Source organism: Serratia sp. Ag1, assembly GCF_000743355.1.
GTDB lineage: Bacteria > Pseudomonadota > Gammaproteobacteria > Enterobacterales > Enterobacteriaceae > Chania.
In genome coordinates this window covers 69,593-87,160 of sequence record NZ_JQEI01000030.1, presented here as the reverse complement: position 1 = coordinate 87,160, position 17,568 = coordinate 69,593, and the positions used below count along the sequence as shown (strand labels likewise).

Annotated in this window: 17 protein-coding genes; 12 read left to right on the top strand and 5 right to left on the bottom strand. The window is 53.3% G+C overall.

The window, feature by feature from the left end:
- Positions 1–5: 5 nt before the first annotated feature.
- The 4 genes from kdpB to IV04_RS18325 form a co-directional block, all read right to left on the bottom strand.
- Positions 6–2,075, bottom strand: a complete 2,070-nt coding sequence (kdpB, locus tag IV04_RS18340; protein ID WP_037398284.1) for a potassium-transporting ATPase subunit KdpB — start codon at positions 2,073–2,075, stop codon at positions 6–8.
- A gap of 13 nt (positions 2,076–2,088) precedes the next feature.
- Positions 2,089–3,786 (bottom strand): potassium-transporting ATPase subunit KdpA, encoded by a 1,698-nt coding sequence (gene kdpA, locus IV04_RS18335; protein WP_037398282.1) that lies wholly within the window; start codon positions 3,784–3,786, stop codon positions 2,089–2,091.
- Complete coding sequence (locus IV04_RS18330; protein ID WP_037398280.1) at positions 3,786–3,875, bottom strand: K(+)-transporting ATPase subunit F; 90 nt, start codon at positions 3,873–3,875, stop codon at positions 3,786–3,788. The genes kdpA and IV04_RS18330 overlap by 1 nt, the downstream gene beginning before the upstream one ends.
- Before the next feature lie 220 nt (positions 3,876–4,095).
- The gene (locus IV04_RS18325) at positions 4,096–5,022 is read right to left on the bottom strand and encodes a LysR substrate-binding domain-containing protein (RefSeq protein ID WP_051916859.1); all 927 of its coding nucleotides are present in this window, start codon (positions 5,020–5,022) and stop codon (positions 4,096–4,098) included.
- Between the two features lie 530 nt (positions 5,023–5,552).
- Here IV04_RS18325 and IV04_RS18320 point away from each other — a divergent pair.
- The 12 genes from IV04_RS18320 to nei all read left to right on the top strand — a co-directional run bounded on the left by IV04_RS18320 (position 5,553) and on the right by nei (position 15,878).
- Positions 5,553–5,759, top strand: a complete 207-nt coding sequence (locus IV04_RS18320) for a YbfA family protein (protein ID WP_037398277.1) — start codon at positions 5,553–5,555, stop codon at positions 5,757–5,759.
- A gap of 132 nt (positions 5,760–5,891) precedes the next feature.
- The gene (locus IV04_RS18315; protein WP_037398275.1) at positions 5,892–6,845 is read left to right on the top strand and encodes a 2-thiouracil desulfurase family protein; all 954 of its coding nucleotides are present in this window, start codon (positions 5,892–5,894) and stop codon (positions 6,843–6,845) included.
- Positions 6,846–6,860: 15 nt separating this feature from the next.
- Positions 6,861–8,285 (top strand): deoxyribodipyrimidine photo-lyase, encoded by a 1,425-nt coding sequence (phrB, locus tag IV04_RS18310; RefSeq protein ID WP_037398273.1) that lies wholly within the window; start codon positions 6,861–6,863, stop codon positions 8,283–8,285.
- A gap of 22 nt (positions 8,286–8,307) precedes the next feature.
- Positions 8,308–9,288, top strand: a complete 981-nt coding sequence (locus IV04_RS18305; RefSeq protein WP_037398272.1) for an MBL fold metallo-hydrolase — start codon at positions 8,308–8,310, stop codon at positions 9,286–9,288.
- A gap of 90 nt (positions 9,289–9,378) precedes the next feature.
- Complete coding sequence (locus tag IV04_RS18300) at positions 9,379–10,122, top strand: type 2 GTP cyclohydrolase I (protein ID WP_037398270.1); 744 nt, start codon at positions 9,379–9,381, stop codon at positions 10,120–10,122.
- 132 nt (positions 10,123–10,254) lie between these two features.
- Positions 10,255–10,911 (top strand): 5-oxoprolinase subunit PxpB, encoded by a 657-nt coding sequence (gene pxpB / locus IV04_RS18295; RefSeq protein WP_037398268.1) that lies wholly within the window; start codon positions 10,255–10,257, stop codon positions 10,909–10,911.
- The gene (gene pxpC, locus IV04_RS18290; RefSeq protein WP_037398266.1) at positions 10,905–11,837 is read left to right on the top strand and encodes a 5-oxoprolinase subunit PxpC; all 933 of its coding nucleotides are present in this window, start codon (positions 10,905–10,907) and stop codon (positions 11,835–11,837) included. The genes pxpB and pxpC overlap by 7 nt, the downstream gene beginning before the upstream one ends.
- A complete protein-coding gene (pxpA, locus tag IV04_RS18285; protein WP_037398264.1) occupies positions 11,827–12,564 on the top strand; it encodes a 5-oxoprolinase subunit PxpA in 738 nt (245 codons plus the stop codon). The genes pxpC and pxpA overlap by 11 nt, the downstream gene beginning before the upstream one ends.
- Before the next feature lie 65 nt (positions 12,565–12,629).
- Positions 12,630–13,361 (top strand): DUF969 domain-containing protein, encoded by a 732-nt coding sequence (locus tag IV04_RS18280; RefSeq protein WP_037398262.1) that lies wholly within the window; start codon positions 12,630–12,632, stop codon positions 13,359–13,361.
- Complete coding sequence (locus IV04_RS18275) at positions 13,358–14,365, top strand: DUF979 domain-containing protein (protein WP_037398259.1); 1,008 nt, start codon at positions 13,358–13,360, stop codon at positions 14,363–14,365. Before IV04_RS18280 ends, IV04_RS18275 begins: the two co-directional genes overlap by 4 nt.
- An 8-nt stretch (positions 14,366–14,373) precedes the next feature.
- Positions 14,374–15,018 (top strand): pyroglutamyl-peptidase I, encoded by a 645-nt coding sequence (gene pcp / locus IV04_RS18270; protein WP_037398256.1) that lies wholly within the window; start codon positions 14,374–14,376, stop codon positions 15,016–15,018.
- Positions 15,019–15,086: 68 nt separating this feature from the next.
- Positions 15,087–15,878: an endonuclease VIII gene (gene nei, locus IV04_RS18265; RefSeq protein ID WP_037398253.1), complete on the top strand. Its 792-nt coding sequence runs from the start codon at positions 15,087–15,089 to the stop codon at positions 15,876–15,878.
- A gap of 57 nt (positions 15,879–15,935) precedes the next feature.
- Here the strand turns inward: nei and IV04_RS18260 are convergent, their stop codons facing one another.
- On the bottom strand, positions 15,936–17,225 hold the full coding sequence (locus IV04_RS18260; RefSeq protein WP_037398251.1) for a citrate synthase: 1,290 nt from the start codon (positions 17,223–17,225) through the stop codon (positions 15,936–15,938).
- Positions 17,226–17,568 lie beyond the last annotated feature (343 nt).

Here is a 17,568-nt window from a genome sequence, read left to right as displayed (position 1 = left end):
TTATCTCAACTGGCCATATGCAGCGCGGTGAGCAGCAGATCGATCAGCTTGATACCGACAAACGGCACCAGCAGGCCACCCAAACCGTACAACCACAGGTTGCGCCGCAGCAGTGCCGCCGCGCTCAGTGCTTTATAACTCACCCCTTTTAGCGCCAGCGGGATCAGGAACACAATCACCAGTGCGTTGAAGATCACTGCCGACATAATGGCAGATGAGGGCGAATGCAGATTCATGATGTTCAGCGCATTCAATTGCGGATAGGTCGCCGCAAAGGCCGCCGGAATAATGGCAAAGTATTTCGCCACATCGTTGGCGATACTGAAGGTGGTCAGTGAACCGCGCGTCATCAGCATCTGCTTGCCGATATGCACCACTTCGATCAGTTTGGTGGGGTTGGAATCCAGATCCACCATATTGCCTGCCTCTTTAGCTGCCTGAGTGCCGGAGTTCATGGCGACCGCCACGTCGGCCTGTGCCAGCGCGGGCGCATCGTTGGTGCCGTCGCCGGTCATGGCAACCAGGCGGCCTTCGGCCTGATATTGGCGGATCAGCGCCAACTTGGCTTCAGGCGTGGCTTCTGACAGAAAATCGTCCACACCGGCTTCGGCGGCGATAGCCGCAGCGGTCAGGCGGTTATCCCCGGTGATCATCACCGTTTTGATGCCCATTTTGCGCAGTTCAGCAAAGCGCTCTTTGATGCCGCCTTTGACGATATCCTTCAGCGCCACGACGCCCAGCACGCGCGGCCCTTCTGCGACGACCAGCGGTGTACCGCCAGTACGGGCTACGCTTTCCACCAGATCGTCAACAGCACGCGGAAAGTGGCCGTTATTCGATTCCACATGGCGGCGAATGGCATCTACCGCGCCTTTGCGGATCATCCGATCCTGCACGTTAACGCCGCTCATACGGGTTTGGGCCGAGAAGGGGACGAAAGTGGCGTTCAAGGCCTGCAGATCACGTTCACGCAGATTGAAGCGCTGTTTCGCCAGCACCACGATGCTGCGGCCCTCTGGGGTTTCATCTGCCAATGAGGAAAGCTGTGCGGCATCGGCCAGTTCCTGCTCTTTGACGCCGGGGGCGGGCAGGAACTCCGAGGCTTGGCGGTTACCCAGAGTAATGGTGCCGGTTTTATCCAGCAGCAACACATCGACGTCGCCAGCGGCTTCTACTGCCCGGCCACTGGTGGCGATCACGTTGGCCCCGAGCATCCGGCTCATCCCGGCTACGCCGATGGCGGACAGCAACCCACCGATGGTGGTCGGGATCAGGCAAACCAGCAACGCCACCAGTACCGTGATCGAGACTACGGTACCGCTGCCTGCGGCTTCCACGCTGTATTGTGAATAAGGGAACAGAGTGGCGGTTGCCAGCACAAAGACGATGGTCAAGGCGATCAGCAGAATGGTCAGCGCCACCTCATTCGGTGTTTTACGGCGTTTGGCCCCTTCCACCATGGCGATCATGCGATCGAGAAACGTTTCACCCGGGTTCACGCTGCATTGCACCACCAGCCAGTCAGACAGCACGCGCGTCCCGCCGGTAACGGACGAAAAATCGCCGCCGGATTCGCGGATCACCGGTGCTGATTCGCCAGTGATGGCACTTTCATCCACCGAGGCGCCACCTTCCAGCACTTCGCCATCGCACGGAATGGTGTCACCGGCCTCCACCAGTACGATATCCCCTTTGCGCAGGCTTTCGGCTGAGACTTTCTCGCTGGCCGCATCGCGTTTGGCGTTGGCCAGTTTCTTCGCCCAACTGGTTTTTTTGGTGCCCTTCAGGCTGGCTGCCTGAGCTTTACTGCGGCCTTCTGCCAAGGCTTCGGCAAAATTGGCAAACAGCACAGTAAACCACAACCACAGCGAGATACTGCCAGTGAAAGCGGCGTTGCCGTCGGTTTTACCGGCCAGAATGGTTAACCAGATGGTGCTGGTCAGGAGACTGCCGATGTACACCACGAACATCACCGGGTTGCGCCACTGCACACGCGGATCCAGCTTTTTCATTGCATCAAGCAGCGCGGTTCGCACCAAGGCGGGCTCAAACAGCGCACGTTGTTTACGAGTCATCGTTTTATTCTCTCTATGACTGTGAGTTTGCCAACCAAAGCTGTAAATGCTCGGCTACCGGGCCCAATGCCAGCGCGGGTACGAAGGTCAATGCGCCTACCAGCAGAATGGTGCCGATTAACAGACCGATAAACAGTGGCCCGTAAGTCGGCAACGTTCCGTTGCCCGCAGGTTGGCGTTTTTTGACGCACAGCGAACCGGCAATCGCCAGAACCGGCAGGATCACCCCGAAGCGGCCAACAAACATGGCAAAGGCCAATAACAGGTTGTAAAACGGCGTATTGACGCTTAAGCCAGCAAAGGCGCTACCGTTGTTGTTGGCGGCGGAAGACACGGCGTACAGCACTTCGCTGAAACCATGTGCACCGGGGTTGAGCATGCCCGCGCGACCGGCGTCGGTAGCTATCGCCAGCGCCGTGCCCAGTAGCACCAGCGTTGGGGTAACCAGGATCGCCAGTGCGGTCATTTTCATGTCGTAGACATCGATCTTCTTGCCCAGATATTCCGGGGTGCGGCCAATCATCAAGCCAGCGATGAATACCGTTAGCAACACGAACAGCAGCATGCCATACAGGCCGGAGCCGACGCCGCCGAATACCACTTCACCAATCTGCATCAACCACAGCGGCACCAGGCCGCCCAGCGGGGTGAAGGAGTCGAGCATGGCGTTGACTGCGCCGCAGGACGCTGCCGTGGTAACCACCGTGAACATACTCGAGGCGAGAATGCCGAAGCGGGATTCTTTGCCCTCCATATTGATATTGCTGGCGCTGCCTAATGTGCTCAGATGCGGGTTACCCGCCAGTTCGGCATACATTACCACCACTACGGCAATCACGAAGATCAGCGCCATCGCCCAGATCAGCGTATGGCCCTGATGGTTTTCACCGGCAACCTGACCAAAAGCAAAGCACAACGCGCAAGGGATCAGGAAGATCGCCAGCATCTGCACAAAGTTGGTTAATACCGTTGGGTTCTCGAACGGATGCGCAGAGTTGGCCCCGAAGAAGCCACCGCCGTTGGTCCCCAGCATTTTGATTGCTTCCTGCGAAGCCACCGGCCCCATCGGCAACGTCTGCTGCGCCCCTTCCAGGGTATTGAGATGGAGATAAGGCAACAGGTTTTGCAGTGAACCCTGGCTGACAAAAAACAGTGCGATGAGCAGCGACAGCGGCAGCAACAGGTACAGGGTTATGCGCAGGATATCGATCCAGGCATTGCCAATAGTGGCACTGGAGCGGCGGGCAAAGGCGCGGATCAGCGCAAAGGCCACGGCAATACCGGTGGCGGCAGACAGGAAGTTCTGCACCGTCAACCCAACCATCTGGCTGAAATAGCTGAGGGTGTTTTCACCGCTGTAGGCTTGCCAGTTGGTATTGGTAATAAAACTGACTGCCGTATTAAGCGCCAGATCCCAAGATAGCCCGGCGAATCCTTGCGGGTTAAGTGGCAAGGATCCCTGAGCCATCAGCAGTGCCAAGAGTAGCACTAAACCCAGCAGGTTGAACCCCATAATGGCCAAGGCATACTGCCACCAGCTCATTTCAGCACTGTTATTACCGCAACAGCGCCAGACGGTGCTTTCAAAATGACGCAGCACCGGCAGTGGCTCACCTTCGATCAGGCGCGCAATAAAGCTGCCCAGAGGTCGGGCTAGCAAGAGAAGCACCAGCATAAAGCTGGCGATCAGTAAAAAGGCTGAAGCGGCCATCAGAAATCCTCCGCATTAAACAGGGCATAAATCAGATAACCCAACAGCAGCAGAACCAGCAGCGCACCACCAATAACGCTGAAACTCACGGGACACCTCCAGATGAGTAATTTTTGATAAGCTGAGTGTAGGGAATAAGGTGGAAAGAAGATGAAAAAATAACGCAGCGCGGTATAAAGAAAGTGTAAAAATGGCTGAAAGTTAAGCAGCTACAGAGCGTGCGTTACTCGGCCTGGATTAAGAGCCTATTGGGATGGCTCTAAGCCACCGCGAGTAACTCGAACTATTTAGGGTATAGACCAGTGCCTATTACTTTGGAAAATCACAATCAGTGCCCCAATAATCACAATGCTCTTTTATGCTGGATTTAAGTTCATCAATCAACCATTTAGCTCCTGGAGATAACGGGAATTTACTCTGGTGTATCACGCAGTATAATGCGTTAGGTATTTTTTCTTTAACATTAATAATGACTAAGTTATCTTTAAGTAAGTAATCATTAAAGACAGCAGCAGGTGAGATTGTAATATAATCAGTATTTAAAACCATGCTGAATCTGGTTTCACTGGAATCCCCCCGAAGGATTTTCTTGCTTGTTTTGCACTGGAATATTATTGATTCGATTTCTTTTTGATAACCAAATGAATTTGAGGGTAAACACCAATCTGCGCAGGCAAGCTCTTTTATGGATAAGCATTTTTCTAGCGGATGCCCTTTCCGGGCAATAATATAAAAAGGCATGCTAAAAAAGGAATCAATAACAAAATCACTGAGCGATATACTATCTGAAATAACAGAGATACAGAAATCCAACTCTCCCGTACGTGCTTTGGGCAGCAATTCCGTCAGTTGCCCCTCGATGAGGTTAATCTCGATTTCGGGGAAGTAGCCCTGAAAACGTTTGATGGTGTTGGGTAACACGGTGTAAGTGAGCGATGAGGAAAAGCCAAATGAGATGCTGCGGTTGCGGAATTTTACCACCTCCCGAACTTCATTTTTTGTTGACTCAAGATCCCTGAGTATTTGCTCCGTACGAAACTTAAATATTTTGCCCGCTTCTGTCAACGTAATACCATTTGCACCTCTTATGATTAAGTCAACCTCCAGCGAGGCTTCCAGCTCTTTAAGGCTGCGAGTCAACGCCGGTTGCGTAAGGTGCAGTGCTGCTGATGCTGCCCTTATACTTCCTAAGTCGGCGACCATTTGAAAAATCTTCAATTGCTGTAACTTAATCATACAAAGGCTACCTTTTGGTTTTTACGCAGGTGTTATTACTTTAAAAGTATATGTTCAAATTATTTCTAGTGACGGAATTTTTTAAGATCTTTCTAAATAACCCTGCTCTTAAAGTGAGAATTATCTGCGATCTGGTTGCTGGAATTTTATCTGTTGTTCTTTCTCTATCATTTATGGATTTATTTTATTGTTATACTTTTAGTGTGGATTTATATAAGTAAAAAACTTGTAGGATATGTCAGGAAAAACGGTTTTATTTCTATTTTTTTAAGGTTTTGTATTTTTTAAGACTATGTGGATGACACAGAACGTCTAATACTTTCTAACCAATGTTGAATTTTTTGTTAACTTTCATGTAACAAAATTACGCGATTGCGGTTTTGTTGGTGATTTTTTGCCTCATTTAGTGGTCTGATCAGTAGTAAAATTACAATAATTGCGGTAAAATTTTGTACAGTTTTCAGATTATCTATTTTTGCATCCATACGGTTCCTGATAGTTCCGTTGCAGGTGCTTTCAAGGAGGTTCGCATGTCTAACTATCACGCCTATCCACTGCATCGGATCTTCCTGCGCCGCAGCGCAGTGCTGCTGGCGATGCTGCTCACTTTGCCGGTAATGTTGTTCCGTTCAGATCGCGCCCGTTTTTACAGCTATCTGCATCGCGTCTGGTCAAAAACCAGTGACAAACCGGTCTGGTTGCAGCAGGCAGAGGCCGCATCTGGCGATTTCTATTGATTACCAGTAGCCGCTCTACACTGAAACCCTCGTCCTTTTTGGCGGGGGTTTTTTGTTTCTGCATGACAAGGTCGTACTAACGCGCGAATTCCTCTACACTTTTTGCATCATCTAACCTCTTGGGGCGCGAATATGAATGAAAAAATTCCAGTGGGGATCAGTGCTTGTCTGTTAGGTGGGCCGGTGCGTTTCGACGGTGGGCATAAGCGCTTCGATTTTGCCGTAGATCAATTGGCTCCCTATGTTCGTTTCGAGCCAATTTGCCCTGAAATGGCGATAGGCTTACCTGCGCCACGGCCCGCATTGCGGCTGGTGAAGAAACAGCAACAGATCCTGCTGTGCAACAGTAACGACAGCACAGTCGATGTCACCGACAAGATGCAGCAGTTCTCTGAGCAGCGCGTTGCTGAGCTGCAGGAGTTATGCGGTTATATCGTCTGCGCCAAATCGCCCAGTTGCGGTATGGAGCGGGTTAAAGTGTATGGCGAAAACGGTGAAGGGGCGCGTAAAAGCGGTGTCGGCTTATTTACTGCCGAACTGATGCGCCAGATGCCGTGGCTGCCGGTAGAGGAAGATGGCCGCCTGAGCGATCCGGTGCTGCGTGAGAACTTTGTCGAGCGGGTATTTGCACTCTATGAACTGAATATGTTGTGGCGGAAAGGGTTGACGCGCGGTGGGCTGATCGCTTTCCACAGCCGTTATAAACTTTCATTGCTGGCGCATTCACAACCTGAATATCGCGAACTTGGCCGCTTTGTGGCTGGGATTGAAAAATGGGCGTCACTGGAAGAGTTTGCTGTGGAATACCGCAGCCGTCTGATGGCGTTGTTAAAACACAAAGCCACCCGGCGTAATCACACTAACGTATTAATGCACGTGCAGGGCTATTTCCGCCGTGAGCTGAGTTCCGCTCAGCGTCAGGAACTGGCGCAATTGATCGATCGTTATCGCCAGGGGATGCAACCATTGCTGGCCCCGATCACGCTGATAAAGCATTACATGGCTGAATATCCTGACAGTTATCTGGCGCAGCAGCGCTATTTTGAACCCTACCCGGAAGCGCTGCGCTTGCGTTATGGTCATTAATCAGAAGGGAAGATTATGAAGACCCATTTGGTCTGGTTGCGCAATGATTTGCGCATTACCGATAACAAAGCGTTGCATGCGGCCTGTAGCGATCCGGATGCTAACGTATTGGCGGTGTTTGTTGCCACCCCGGGCCAATGGCGCAAGCATGAGATGGCCCCACGTCAGGCTGCCTTTATCCATGCCAACCTGCTGCGGGCTCAACAGGCGCTGGCGGAGCGCGGTATCGCGTTGATTGGCCATCAGTGCCATGACTTTGCAGAATCAGTGGCCTGGTTGGTGGATTTTTGCCAGCAACGGCAGGTTAGCGCGCTGTTTTACAACCGCCAGTATGAAATTAACGAGCGCCAGCGTGATGCTCAACTTGAACAACGGCTGGCTGGGAGCGTGATTTGCCACAGTTTTGACGACAGTTTGCTGTTACCGCCGGGCAGCGTGCTTACTGGCGGTGGGGAGATGTTCAAGGTTTACACGCCGTTTCGCCGGGCGTTTATCCAACGCCTGACGGAGTCTGATGTCAGTTCAGTACCCGCCCCCCGCGCTCGTGGTGAAGCGCTGAACGTTACCGTGCCAGAAGCGTTCGATTATCCGCTGATGGAGTTTGGGGAGGCGTATCCGGCAGGTGAAGAAGCGGCGCTGCAACGGTTGCGCAGTTTTTGCCGTGAACAGGTGCAGGACTATGTGAAACAGCGCGATTTGCCTGCCATCGCAGGCACCAGCAACTTGTCGCCGTATCTGGCCATTGGCGTGTTATCCCCGCGCCAGTGTTTTAACCGGTTACGGGCAGAATGCCTGGATGTGCTAGAAAACACCGAAAGCGGCGCTTTCTGCTGGCTGAACGAACTGATCTGGCGTGAATTTTATCGCCATCTGATGGTGGCGCATTCTGCGTTATGCAAGCATCGTCCCTTTATCGCATGGACCGATAAGGTGCGCTGGCAGGTTGATGATAAGGCGCTACTGGCTTGGCAACAGGGCCAGACCGGTTACCCGATCGTTGATGCGGCGATGCGTCAACTGAATCAAACCGGGTGGATGCACAACCGGTTGCGTATGATCAGCGCCAGCTTTTTGGTAAAGGATCTGTTGATCGATTGGCGTGCCGGTGAGCGTTATTTCATGTCTCAACTGCTGGATGGCGATCTGTCCGCCAATAACGGTGGCTGGCAATGGGCGGCTTCTACCGGTACGGATGCGGCACCTTACTTCCGCATTTTCAACCCGACGACACAGGGTGAACGTTTTGATCCACAAGGCACTTTTATTCGCAAGTGGTTGCCTGAACTGGCGGATGTACCGGACAATGACATTCATCAACCCCATCGCTGGGCAGAAAAACAGCGGCGCGTGCTGAAATACCCGTTGCCGATTGTCGATCACAAACAGGCCCGGTTAGAGACGTTGGCGGCTTTCGAAGCGGCCAAGCGAGAGGGATGTTAAAGCAATACCAAGGAGCTCCCTGATGATGAAAAAAATGCTGGCGCTGTGTCTGAGCGGCTACTCTGCACTGGCAATGGCGGGTTTTGACGTAGTGGCGCTGGGCGTCGACGGCGGCGTCAGCGATGGCAATCTGACCTCTTACCTGATCCGCAGCGACAACCAAACGCAATATCTGGCACTGGATGCCGGTTCACTGCTGCCGGGCATCGCCAAAGGGTTGCAGAATGGCAGCTTCCCACAGGTGACGCCTGAACTGGCGGCCCCTTATACGCCACAGGGGTACGTGTTCCGCCAGCTTATTGATAGTTACTTTATCAGCCATGCGCACTTGGATCATGTCGCCGGGCTGATTATTGCCTCACCGGAAGACCAGAAGAAAACCATTTATGCGCAGGCGGATACCGTTCTGACGTTGCGCAATCACTACTTCAACTGGAAGGCCTGGCCCAATTTTACCGATGCGGGTAATGGCACCCGGTTGGGGACTTACCGCTTGCAGACGGTGCGCCCCCAGCAGCGTTTCACCTTAGGGTTAACGGGGCTGAGCGGCGTCATGTATCCGCTCAGCCACGATCGTTACCCTTCCTCGATGTTATTGGTTTCTGATCGTGAAGGTTTATTCGCCTATTTTGGCGATACTGGCCCGGATGCGCTGGAACAGTCGCGCAATCTGGACACCATCTGGCGGGCGTTGGGGCCGCTGATTGAGCAGAAGAAGCTGAAAGGCATGATTATCGAAACTTCTTACCCTAACGGCGTGGAAGATAAATCGCTCTATGGTCATCTGACCCCTGCCTGGTTGCTGAAAGAGCTGAAAAACTTACAGCAATACAGCGGGGGAGAGGGCTCGCTGAAAGATCTGCCGGTAGTGATCAGCCATATCAAACCCAGCTTCAAGCAGGGCGAGGATGTGCGTGCCGCCATCAAACAGCAACTGGAGCAGGGTAATGAGTTGGGCGTGAAGTTTATCGTGATGGAACAGGGTGAACGGCAGCAATTTTGAATCATACCCATTGTCTTGAAATCTACAGGGTATACACCCGTCATACTTCAAGTCGTTCGAATTATTTTGGGTATAAAAAGTGAGAAAACAATGAACAACCTCGATCTGGAAAATCTGATCAATACCGAACTGAACTGCGCCGCTTTTCAGGACTATGCGCCGAACGGCCTGCAGGTGGAAGGGCGCGCGCAGGTGCAGCGCATTGTCACTGGCGTAACGGCGTGCCAGGCACTGCTCGATGCCGCTGTGGAACATCAGGCGGATGCCATTTTGGTGCATCACGGCTATTTCTGGAAAAACGAAGCGCCATCGGTGCGTGGTATGAAACGTAATCGGCTGAAAACGCTGTTGAGCAATGATATCAACCTGTATGGCTATCATTTGCCGCTGGACGCGCATCCGCTGCTGGGCAATAACGCTCAACTGGCCCAAATGCTCGGGATCCGCGTGTTGGGCGAGGTTGAATCCTTGCTGCCCTACGGTGAGTTTGAGCAATCGCTCAGTGCTGATGAGCTGCAACAGCGTATTGAAAACAGCCTGGGGCGGGCGGTATTGCACTGTGGCGATAATTCGCCTGAACGTATCCGCAAAGTGGCTTGGTGTACCGGTGGGGGCCAAGGTTTTATCGACAGCGCAGCACGGTTTGGCGTTGATGCTTTTATCAGCGGTGAGGTTTCTGAACAGACCATCCATACGGCGCGGGAAATGGGCCTGCACTTTTTTGCGGCTGGGCATCATGCCACCGAACGCGGCGGTATCAAGGCACTTGGGGAGTGGTTGGCTCAGCAACATGGCTTTGATGTGACCTTTATTGATATCCCGAATCCCGCCTGATTTCCCCTATGGGTTCGCGTAGCCGGACCCTAAAAAATTCTAATCCATTATTTTGGCAAGGGTTTTCCTATTGACAGCGGTAATGCTGTCACGCATAACTGATGCGTTTTGTAATGAATTAAGGAGAACAAGGTGCAGCGAGCACAATATTACCTGTTAGGGGAAAGAGCTGTCGTGCTTGAATTGGCACCACCGGTTACGTTGCAGAGCCAGCAACGAATTTGGGCATTGGCAGAAAAGCTAAACCACCATGCTGATGTGCGTGAAGTGGTCCCGGGTATGAATAACCTGACGCTGTTGTTGTATACGCCACAGGCGGATGCTGCAGCCATGTTGGCACTGTTGCAGCAGGGCTGGGAAGGGAACGAAAGCCTGGTGCTGGAATCCCGTGAGGTGGATATCCCGGTGATTTATGGTGGCGAATATGGCCCCGATCTGGATGAGGTGGCTCAATATACGGGCATGACGCCGCAGCAGGTAGTGGAATGCCATTCTTCGGGGGCTTATGTGGTGTATTTTCTCGGTTTTCAGCCGGGGTTCACCTATTTGGGTGGGATGCCGGAACGGCTGGCGATGCCACGTCGTGCGGAGCCGCGCCTTTCGGTTGCCGCCGGTTCGGTGGGTATCGGGGGCGGCCAGACGGGGATTTATCCGCTCGTCACGCCCGGTGGCTGGCAACTGATTGGCCGCACGCCGCTGGCCCTGTTTAACCCCAATGAAATGCCACCGACGTTGTTGCGCCCTGGCGACAATGTGCGCTTCGTGCCGCAGAAGGAGGGAGTATGCTGAAAATTCTGCGTGCTGGTATTTACACCACGGTTCAGGATTTGGGCCGCAACGGTTTCCGGCGTTTAGGCATCAGTCAGGGTGGTGCGCTTGATATACCTGCGCTGAAAATTGCCAACCTGCTGGTGGGCAACCCGGTGGAAGCTGCCGGTTTGGAGATTACGCTTGGGCAGTTCAGCGCCGAGTTTAGCCAAAATGGTTGGATCGCTCTGACCGGCGCCGGTTGCGATGCACAGTTAGAGGGGAATTCTCTGTGGACCGGGTGGCGCTACCCGGTCAAAAAAGGCCAAAAGCTCACGCTGAAAATGCCTAAGCGTGGAATGCGCAGTTATCTGGCGTTGTCAGGTGGGATTGCGGTGCCAGAGATGTTGGGTTCGCGTAGTACCGATCTGAAAGCGGGGTTCGGTGGTTTTGGCGGGCGGCAGTTGAAAGATGGCGATGTTTTGCCCTTGGGCAACAGCCAGAAATTACCGGTCAACAGCCTGGGTGTGAAGCAGTTACTGTTCAATAACCGGGTCCGGGCTCTGCCGGGGCCAGAGTATGAAGAGTTCAGCAAAGAAGCGCAGGATGCCTTTTGGCGCACCGCTTGGCAGCTCAGCCCGCAAAGTAACCGTATGGGTTATCGCCTGCATGGCAGCACGGCTCTGACAAGAACGACCGAGCGTGAAATGCTCTCCCACGGGTTGTTGCCAGGAGTCATTCAGGTGCCGCATAACGGCCAGCCGATCGTACTGATGGCCGATGCACAAACTACTGGTGGTTACCCGCGTATTGCCTGCGTGATCGAAGCCGATCTCTACCATTTGGCGCAGGTTCGGCTAGGTGAAGCTATTCATTTTATCCCTTGCACATTGGCTGACGCGCAACGCGCCAAGGCTGAGCAGGATCACTTTATTCAACAGATTGCCTGGGGGCTCCATGATCGTTGATTTGAACGCCGATCTCGGCGAAGGCTGTGCTAATGATGAGGCGCTGCTGCAACTGGTCAGTTCCGCCAATATCGCCTGCGGCTTTCATGCGGGAGATGCGCAAACCATGCGGCAGTCGGTGCGTTGGGCGCTGCAATATGGCGTAGCTATCGGTGCGCACCCGAGCTTCCCCGACCGGGAAAACTTTGGCCGTACCCGTATGCAGTTGCCTGCGGAAACGGTCTATGCGCAGGTGATTTATCAACTGGGCGCGCTGGCGGCGATCGCGCGTGCCGAAGGCGGTACCATGGTGCACGTGAAGCCTCACGGCATGCTGTATAACCAGGCTGCGGTGGAGCCCGAACTAGCTGAAGCCATTGCCCGTGCGGTGCTGGCGGTGGATCCGACCTTGCGCTTGGTCGGCCTGGCAGGCAGCGAGCTGATTCGTGCCGGGCAAAGGCTGGGTTTGGCGACGTGGCAGGAAGTGTTTGCCGATCGCGGCTATCAGGCCGATGGCACTTTGGTACCGCGTGGCCAGCATGGGGCACTGATTGCCAGTGATGAGCTGGCATTGGAACAAACGCTCGAGATGGTGCGCCATCATCGGGTGCGCACCGTAACAGGAACCTGGGCTGCGGTTCAGGCCGAAACGGTCTGCCTGCATGGCGATGGCGAACATGCGTTGGCGTATGCCCGTAAGTTGCGCGAGAGTTTCAGGCAGCAGCAGATCCGCGTCAGTGCGGATTAGTAAGAGTATTGAGATAAAAATAAGAAACACAGCAAACACAACGTAGAAAAGAAGGGACAAAAACTATGGAACAAACCGTAAATCTCTGGCCACTGATTGGGATTGCCGCCATCGTGGTTGGGTTCGTTTTGCGCTTCAACCCGGTGCTGGTGGTGATCGTCGCCGGGATTGTTACCGGGCTGGCGGCCTTGATGCCGTTAGACGTGATTCTGGAAAAGCTGGGCGAGGGCTTTATCAACACCCGCAACTTGCCGTTGATCCTGTTGTTGCCATTGGCGGTTATCGGCCTGCTGGAGCGTCACGGGCTGAAAGAGCGCGCGCAGGCGTGGATCGCTAAAATCAAAAGTGCCACCGCCGGGCGCTTGCTGATCGTTTATCTGTTTGTGCGTGAAATTACTGCGGCAATGGGGCTGACCAGTTTGGGTGGCCACCCGCAAATGGTGCGCCCGCTGTTGGCTCCAATGGCCGAAGGCGCAACAGAAAACCGTTATGGTGAATTGCCTGAGCGCGTGCGCCATCGGCTGCGAGCGATGTCAGCCGCGACGGACAACGTCGGCCTGTTCTTTGGTGAGGATATTTTCGTCGCTTTTGGGGCGATCATCTTCATGCATAACTTTATGCTGGAATCGGGTGGTATTCAGACCGAGCCGCTGCATATTGCGCTGTGGGGGATCCCAACAGCGATCTTTGCCTTCCTGATCCACGCATTCCGTCTGTATCGCATGGATAAGCAACTGACTGCTGAACTCAGCAAGCTCAATCAAGCCGCGCTGCAGGCGAAAGGAGATGGCAAATGAATTTCCAGCAACAATATCTTTATTGGCTAGCCGGTGTTGTATTACTGATCGTCGCGGTGATGTCGTTCCGCGATCGTGCCAATCCTCGTCGTATCACTACCGGCCTGTTCTGGGCGCTGTATGGTTTGGTTTTCCTGATAGGGGATTGGACTTACGGGTTGTTCGGCAGCGGTGCAGAAGCCAAACGCCAATTACACATAGTGGTCGGTGTGCTGGTCGTCGTGATGGCGTTGATTGCCGGTTTCGGCGGTGTACGCCTTGGCAGTTATCATCAGCGTAGCCCGCAAGAGCGCGAAGCCAGCGCGCAGCGTTTGGGGAACCGCCTGTTTATTCCCGCTCTTGCCATCCCTGTTGTAACGGTTATCGGCGTATTGTTGTTCAACAATATTCCGGCATTGCAAAATGCGGTGTTTGGCAGCGGTAATCATGCCACCCTGATCACATTATTCTCCATGGCGGTCGGTTGTGTGCTGGGCCTGCTTATTGCCGTGAAAATGACGCATGAAAAAGCCCTACAGCCGATTCAGGAAGCGCGCCGTTTGCTGGATTCCATCGGCTGGGCATTTATTCTGCCGCAGATCTTGGCTACGTTGGGCCTCTTGTTCACTACTGCTGGTGTTGGCACTGCGATTTCTCATCTGACGCAAGAATACTTGGCAGTGGATAACCGTTTCATTGCCGTGGCGGTATACGCTATTGGTATGGCGGTGCTGACTATGGTGATGGGCAATGCGTTTGCTGCCTTCCCGATTGTCACTGCGGGCATCGGTATCCCGATCCTGGTGCTGCAACACGGTGGTAATCCGGCGGTGATGGCGGCTATCGGTATGTTCTCCGGCTATTGCGGTACGTTGATGACGCCAATGGCGGCTAATTTCAACATTGTGCCTGCGGCATTGCTGGAACTGCCGGACAAGAATGCGGTGATCAAAGCGCAGATCCCGACCGGGGTCACTTTGCTGTTGGTGAACGTTTTCCTGCTTTATTTCCTGATGTTCCTGTAGGTGCAGATATGCAAAAAGTACTGATTACCGGCTTTGAGCCGTTCGGCGGTGAGCGGGTCAACCCTTCGTGGGAAGTGGTGAAGCAACTCGATGAGCGTGAAGTGGCCGGTGTGCGTGTGGTGGCGCGCCAACTGCCTTGTGTGTTTGGTGAGGCGCTAACGGCGTTGAATGCCGCCATTGATGAGCTGCAGCCGGTGTTAGTCTTGGCGATCGGGCAAGCGGGCGGGCGTGTTGATATTACCCTGGAGCGGGTAGCGATTAACGTTGACGACGCGCGTATTCCTGATAATCGCGGGCAACAGCCGATCGATCAGGCGATTGTTGAGCACGGACCCGCTGCTTATTTCAGTACATTGCCCATCAAAGCCATGGTGAGTGCAATGCGTGAAGCCGGGATCCCCGCTTCGGTTTCGCAAACTGCCGGAACCTATGTCTGTAACCATGTGATGTATGGCCTGTTGCATCGTTTGTCTGAGCAACCGGCGGTGAAAGGCGGTTTTATCCATATTCCGTATCTGCCGGAACAGGCTGCATTCCACCCTGGTGAACCCAGTATGGCTGCTGAAAACGTGCTGTTAGCACTGGAGTTGGCTATTTTGATCGCGTTACAGGTTGAGGATGATTTGAAAGTGGTCGGTGGAACAACGCATTAAGGCGTGTTCCCGTAGTTTAAATCCAAGGGCTCTGTACGCAGGGCCTTTTTCAGTTACAGGAGTAGGGTATGCCGGAAGGGCCGGAGATCCGCAGGGCGGCAGATAAACTGGCAGCGGTGATGATAGGCCAACCGTTGACTGAAGTCTGGTTCGCTTTTCCCCAATTGCAGCACTATCAGGCTGATTTAGTGGGCGAATGTATTACCGCCATTGAACCAAGGGGAAAAGCCTTGTTAACCGACTTTTCCAACGGTTTGACGATGTACAGCCATAATCAGCTGTACGGTGTGTGGCAGGTGGTGAAAGCCGGTGAGACGCCGCAAACCAAGCGCGATCTGCGCGTTAGGCTGGGAAATGCGGACTGGGCGATTTTGCTGTATAGCGCTTCTGATATCACTCTTGCAGCGCGTGGTGAAATTGAACAGCATCCATTTTTGAAACGTATCGGCCCCGACGTGCTGGATATGGCATTAACGTTGGAGCAGGTTAAACAGCGGCTGTTGTCTGCCAAATTCTGCAAACGGCAATTAGGGGGAATGTTGCTCGATCAAGCCTTTTTGGCCGGGTTGGGGAACTATCTGCGTGCCGAAATTTTATGGCAAGCGCAATTGGCACCCAAGCATAAGCCGTGTGAGTTAACAGCAGCAGAGTTGCACCGATTAGCGCAGGCGTTACTCGCTATTCCCCGGTTGTCTTATCACACCCGAGGCCAAGTGGATGATAATCGCCATCATGGCAGCCTGTTCCGTTTTAACGTGTTCCATCGCAGTGGTGAACCTTGCCCACGGTGTGGTGCGATGATCGAGAAAACAGCCCTCTCATCACGGCCATTTTATTGGTGCCCTGGATGCCAGAAATAGCCAATAAAAAACCGCCCGGCTTGAGACGGGCGGCTTGGTATAGCGGAAACGACAAGCTTACTTATTGTTCTGTGACTTGAAATCACGCTCGGCGTAGCCAGTGTACAACTGACGTGGGCGAGCAATCTTGATGCCTTCGTCGTGCATTTCGTTCCAGTGTGCGATCCAGCCGATGGTGCGGGCAATGGCGAAGATAACGGTGAACATGGAAGACGGAATACCCATGGCTTTCAGGATGATGCCAGAGTAGAAGTCAACGTTCGGGTACAGTTTCTTCTCAATGAAGTACGGATCGTTCAGCGCGATGTGCTCCAGCTCCATTGCGACTTCCAGCAGGTTGTCGTCTTTCTTGTTCAGCTCTTTCAGCACTTCATGGCAGGTTTCACGCATCACGGTGGCGCGCGGATCGTAGTTTTTGTATACGCGGTGGCCGAAGCCCATCAGACGGAATGAATCGTTCTTGTCTTTGGCGCGCTTGATGAATTCTGGAATGTGTTCAACCGTTTTGATTTCTTCCAGCATCTTCAGTGCGGCTTCGTTGGCACCGCCATGCGCAGGCCCCCACAGGGAAGCGATACCGGCGGCGATACAGGCAAATGGGTTAGCGCCAGAAGAGCCAGCGGTGCGCACGGTAGAAGTTGAGGCGTTCTGCTCGTGATCGGCGTGCAGGATCAGAATACGGTCCATTGCACGTTCCAGCACTGGGTTCACCACGTATTCTTCGCACGGTGTGGCAAACATCATGCGCAGGAAGTTACCGGCGTAAGAGAGATCGTTACGCGGATAAACGAAAGGTTGACCGATTGAGTACTTGTAACACATGGCCGCCACGGTCGGCATTTTGGACAGCAGACGGAACGCGGTAATTTCACGGTGGCGCTCGTTGTTGACGTCCAGCGCATCATGATAGAAGGCTGCCAGAGCACCGGTCACGCCGCACAGTACTGCCATCGGGTGTGAATCACGGCGGAAACCACGGAACAGATGGGTAATCTGATCGTGAATCATGGTGTGGCGGGTCACGGTGGTTTTGAAGGTTTCAAATTCTGCTTTGCTCGGGGCTTCGCCGTACAACAGGATGTAACACACTTCCAGGTAAGAAGATTCTTTTGCCAACTGCTCGATAGGGAAGCCGCGGTGCAACAGAATACCTTTATCACCATCAATAAAAGTGATCTTGGATTCGCAGGAAGCGGTAGAAGTAAAGCCGGGATCAAATGTGAAATAACCTTTGGAGCCCAAGGTGCGCACGTCAAGGACATCGGGGCCTAGTGTTGGGGTGAGCACGCCCAGTTCGATCGGAGCTTCGCCGTTATTGATACTTAGCGTCGCTTTCTTATCAGTCATTTACAGTCTCCTTAGCGCCTTATTTTAAAAACCTCTAACAACTGAAATACCTTAAATCTCGGCTGGTTGCCCGCAATAAAATGGAGCGGGCGCTAACTCTGTGAGCGACTGCGCAAATGTGCGAGTTGAGTACAGAGGGCTGACCCGGCAAGCGAGATGGGTTGCCAGTTGCTAACGATTCTTCGGGATTCGTTATTTTTTAATTACTGCCTACGATATGTCTGAAATGCTAACGAGACACACTGTTGCATAACTTAAGCATAGGGGGAAGTGTATCTGTAGACTGGTAGCGCATCATAGGACCGATTGCTACCCTATTTGTAATTGAAATGTTGATCTCTTG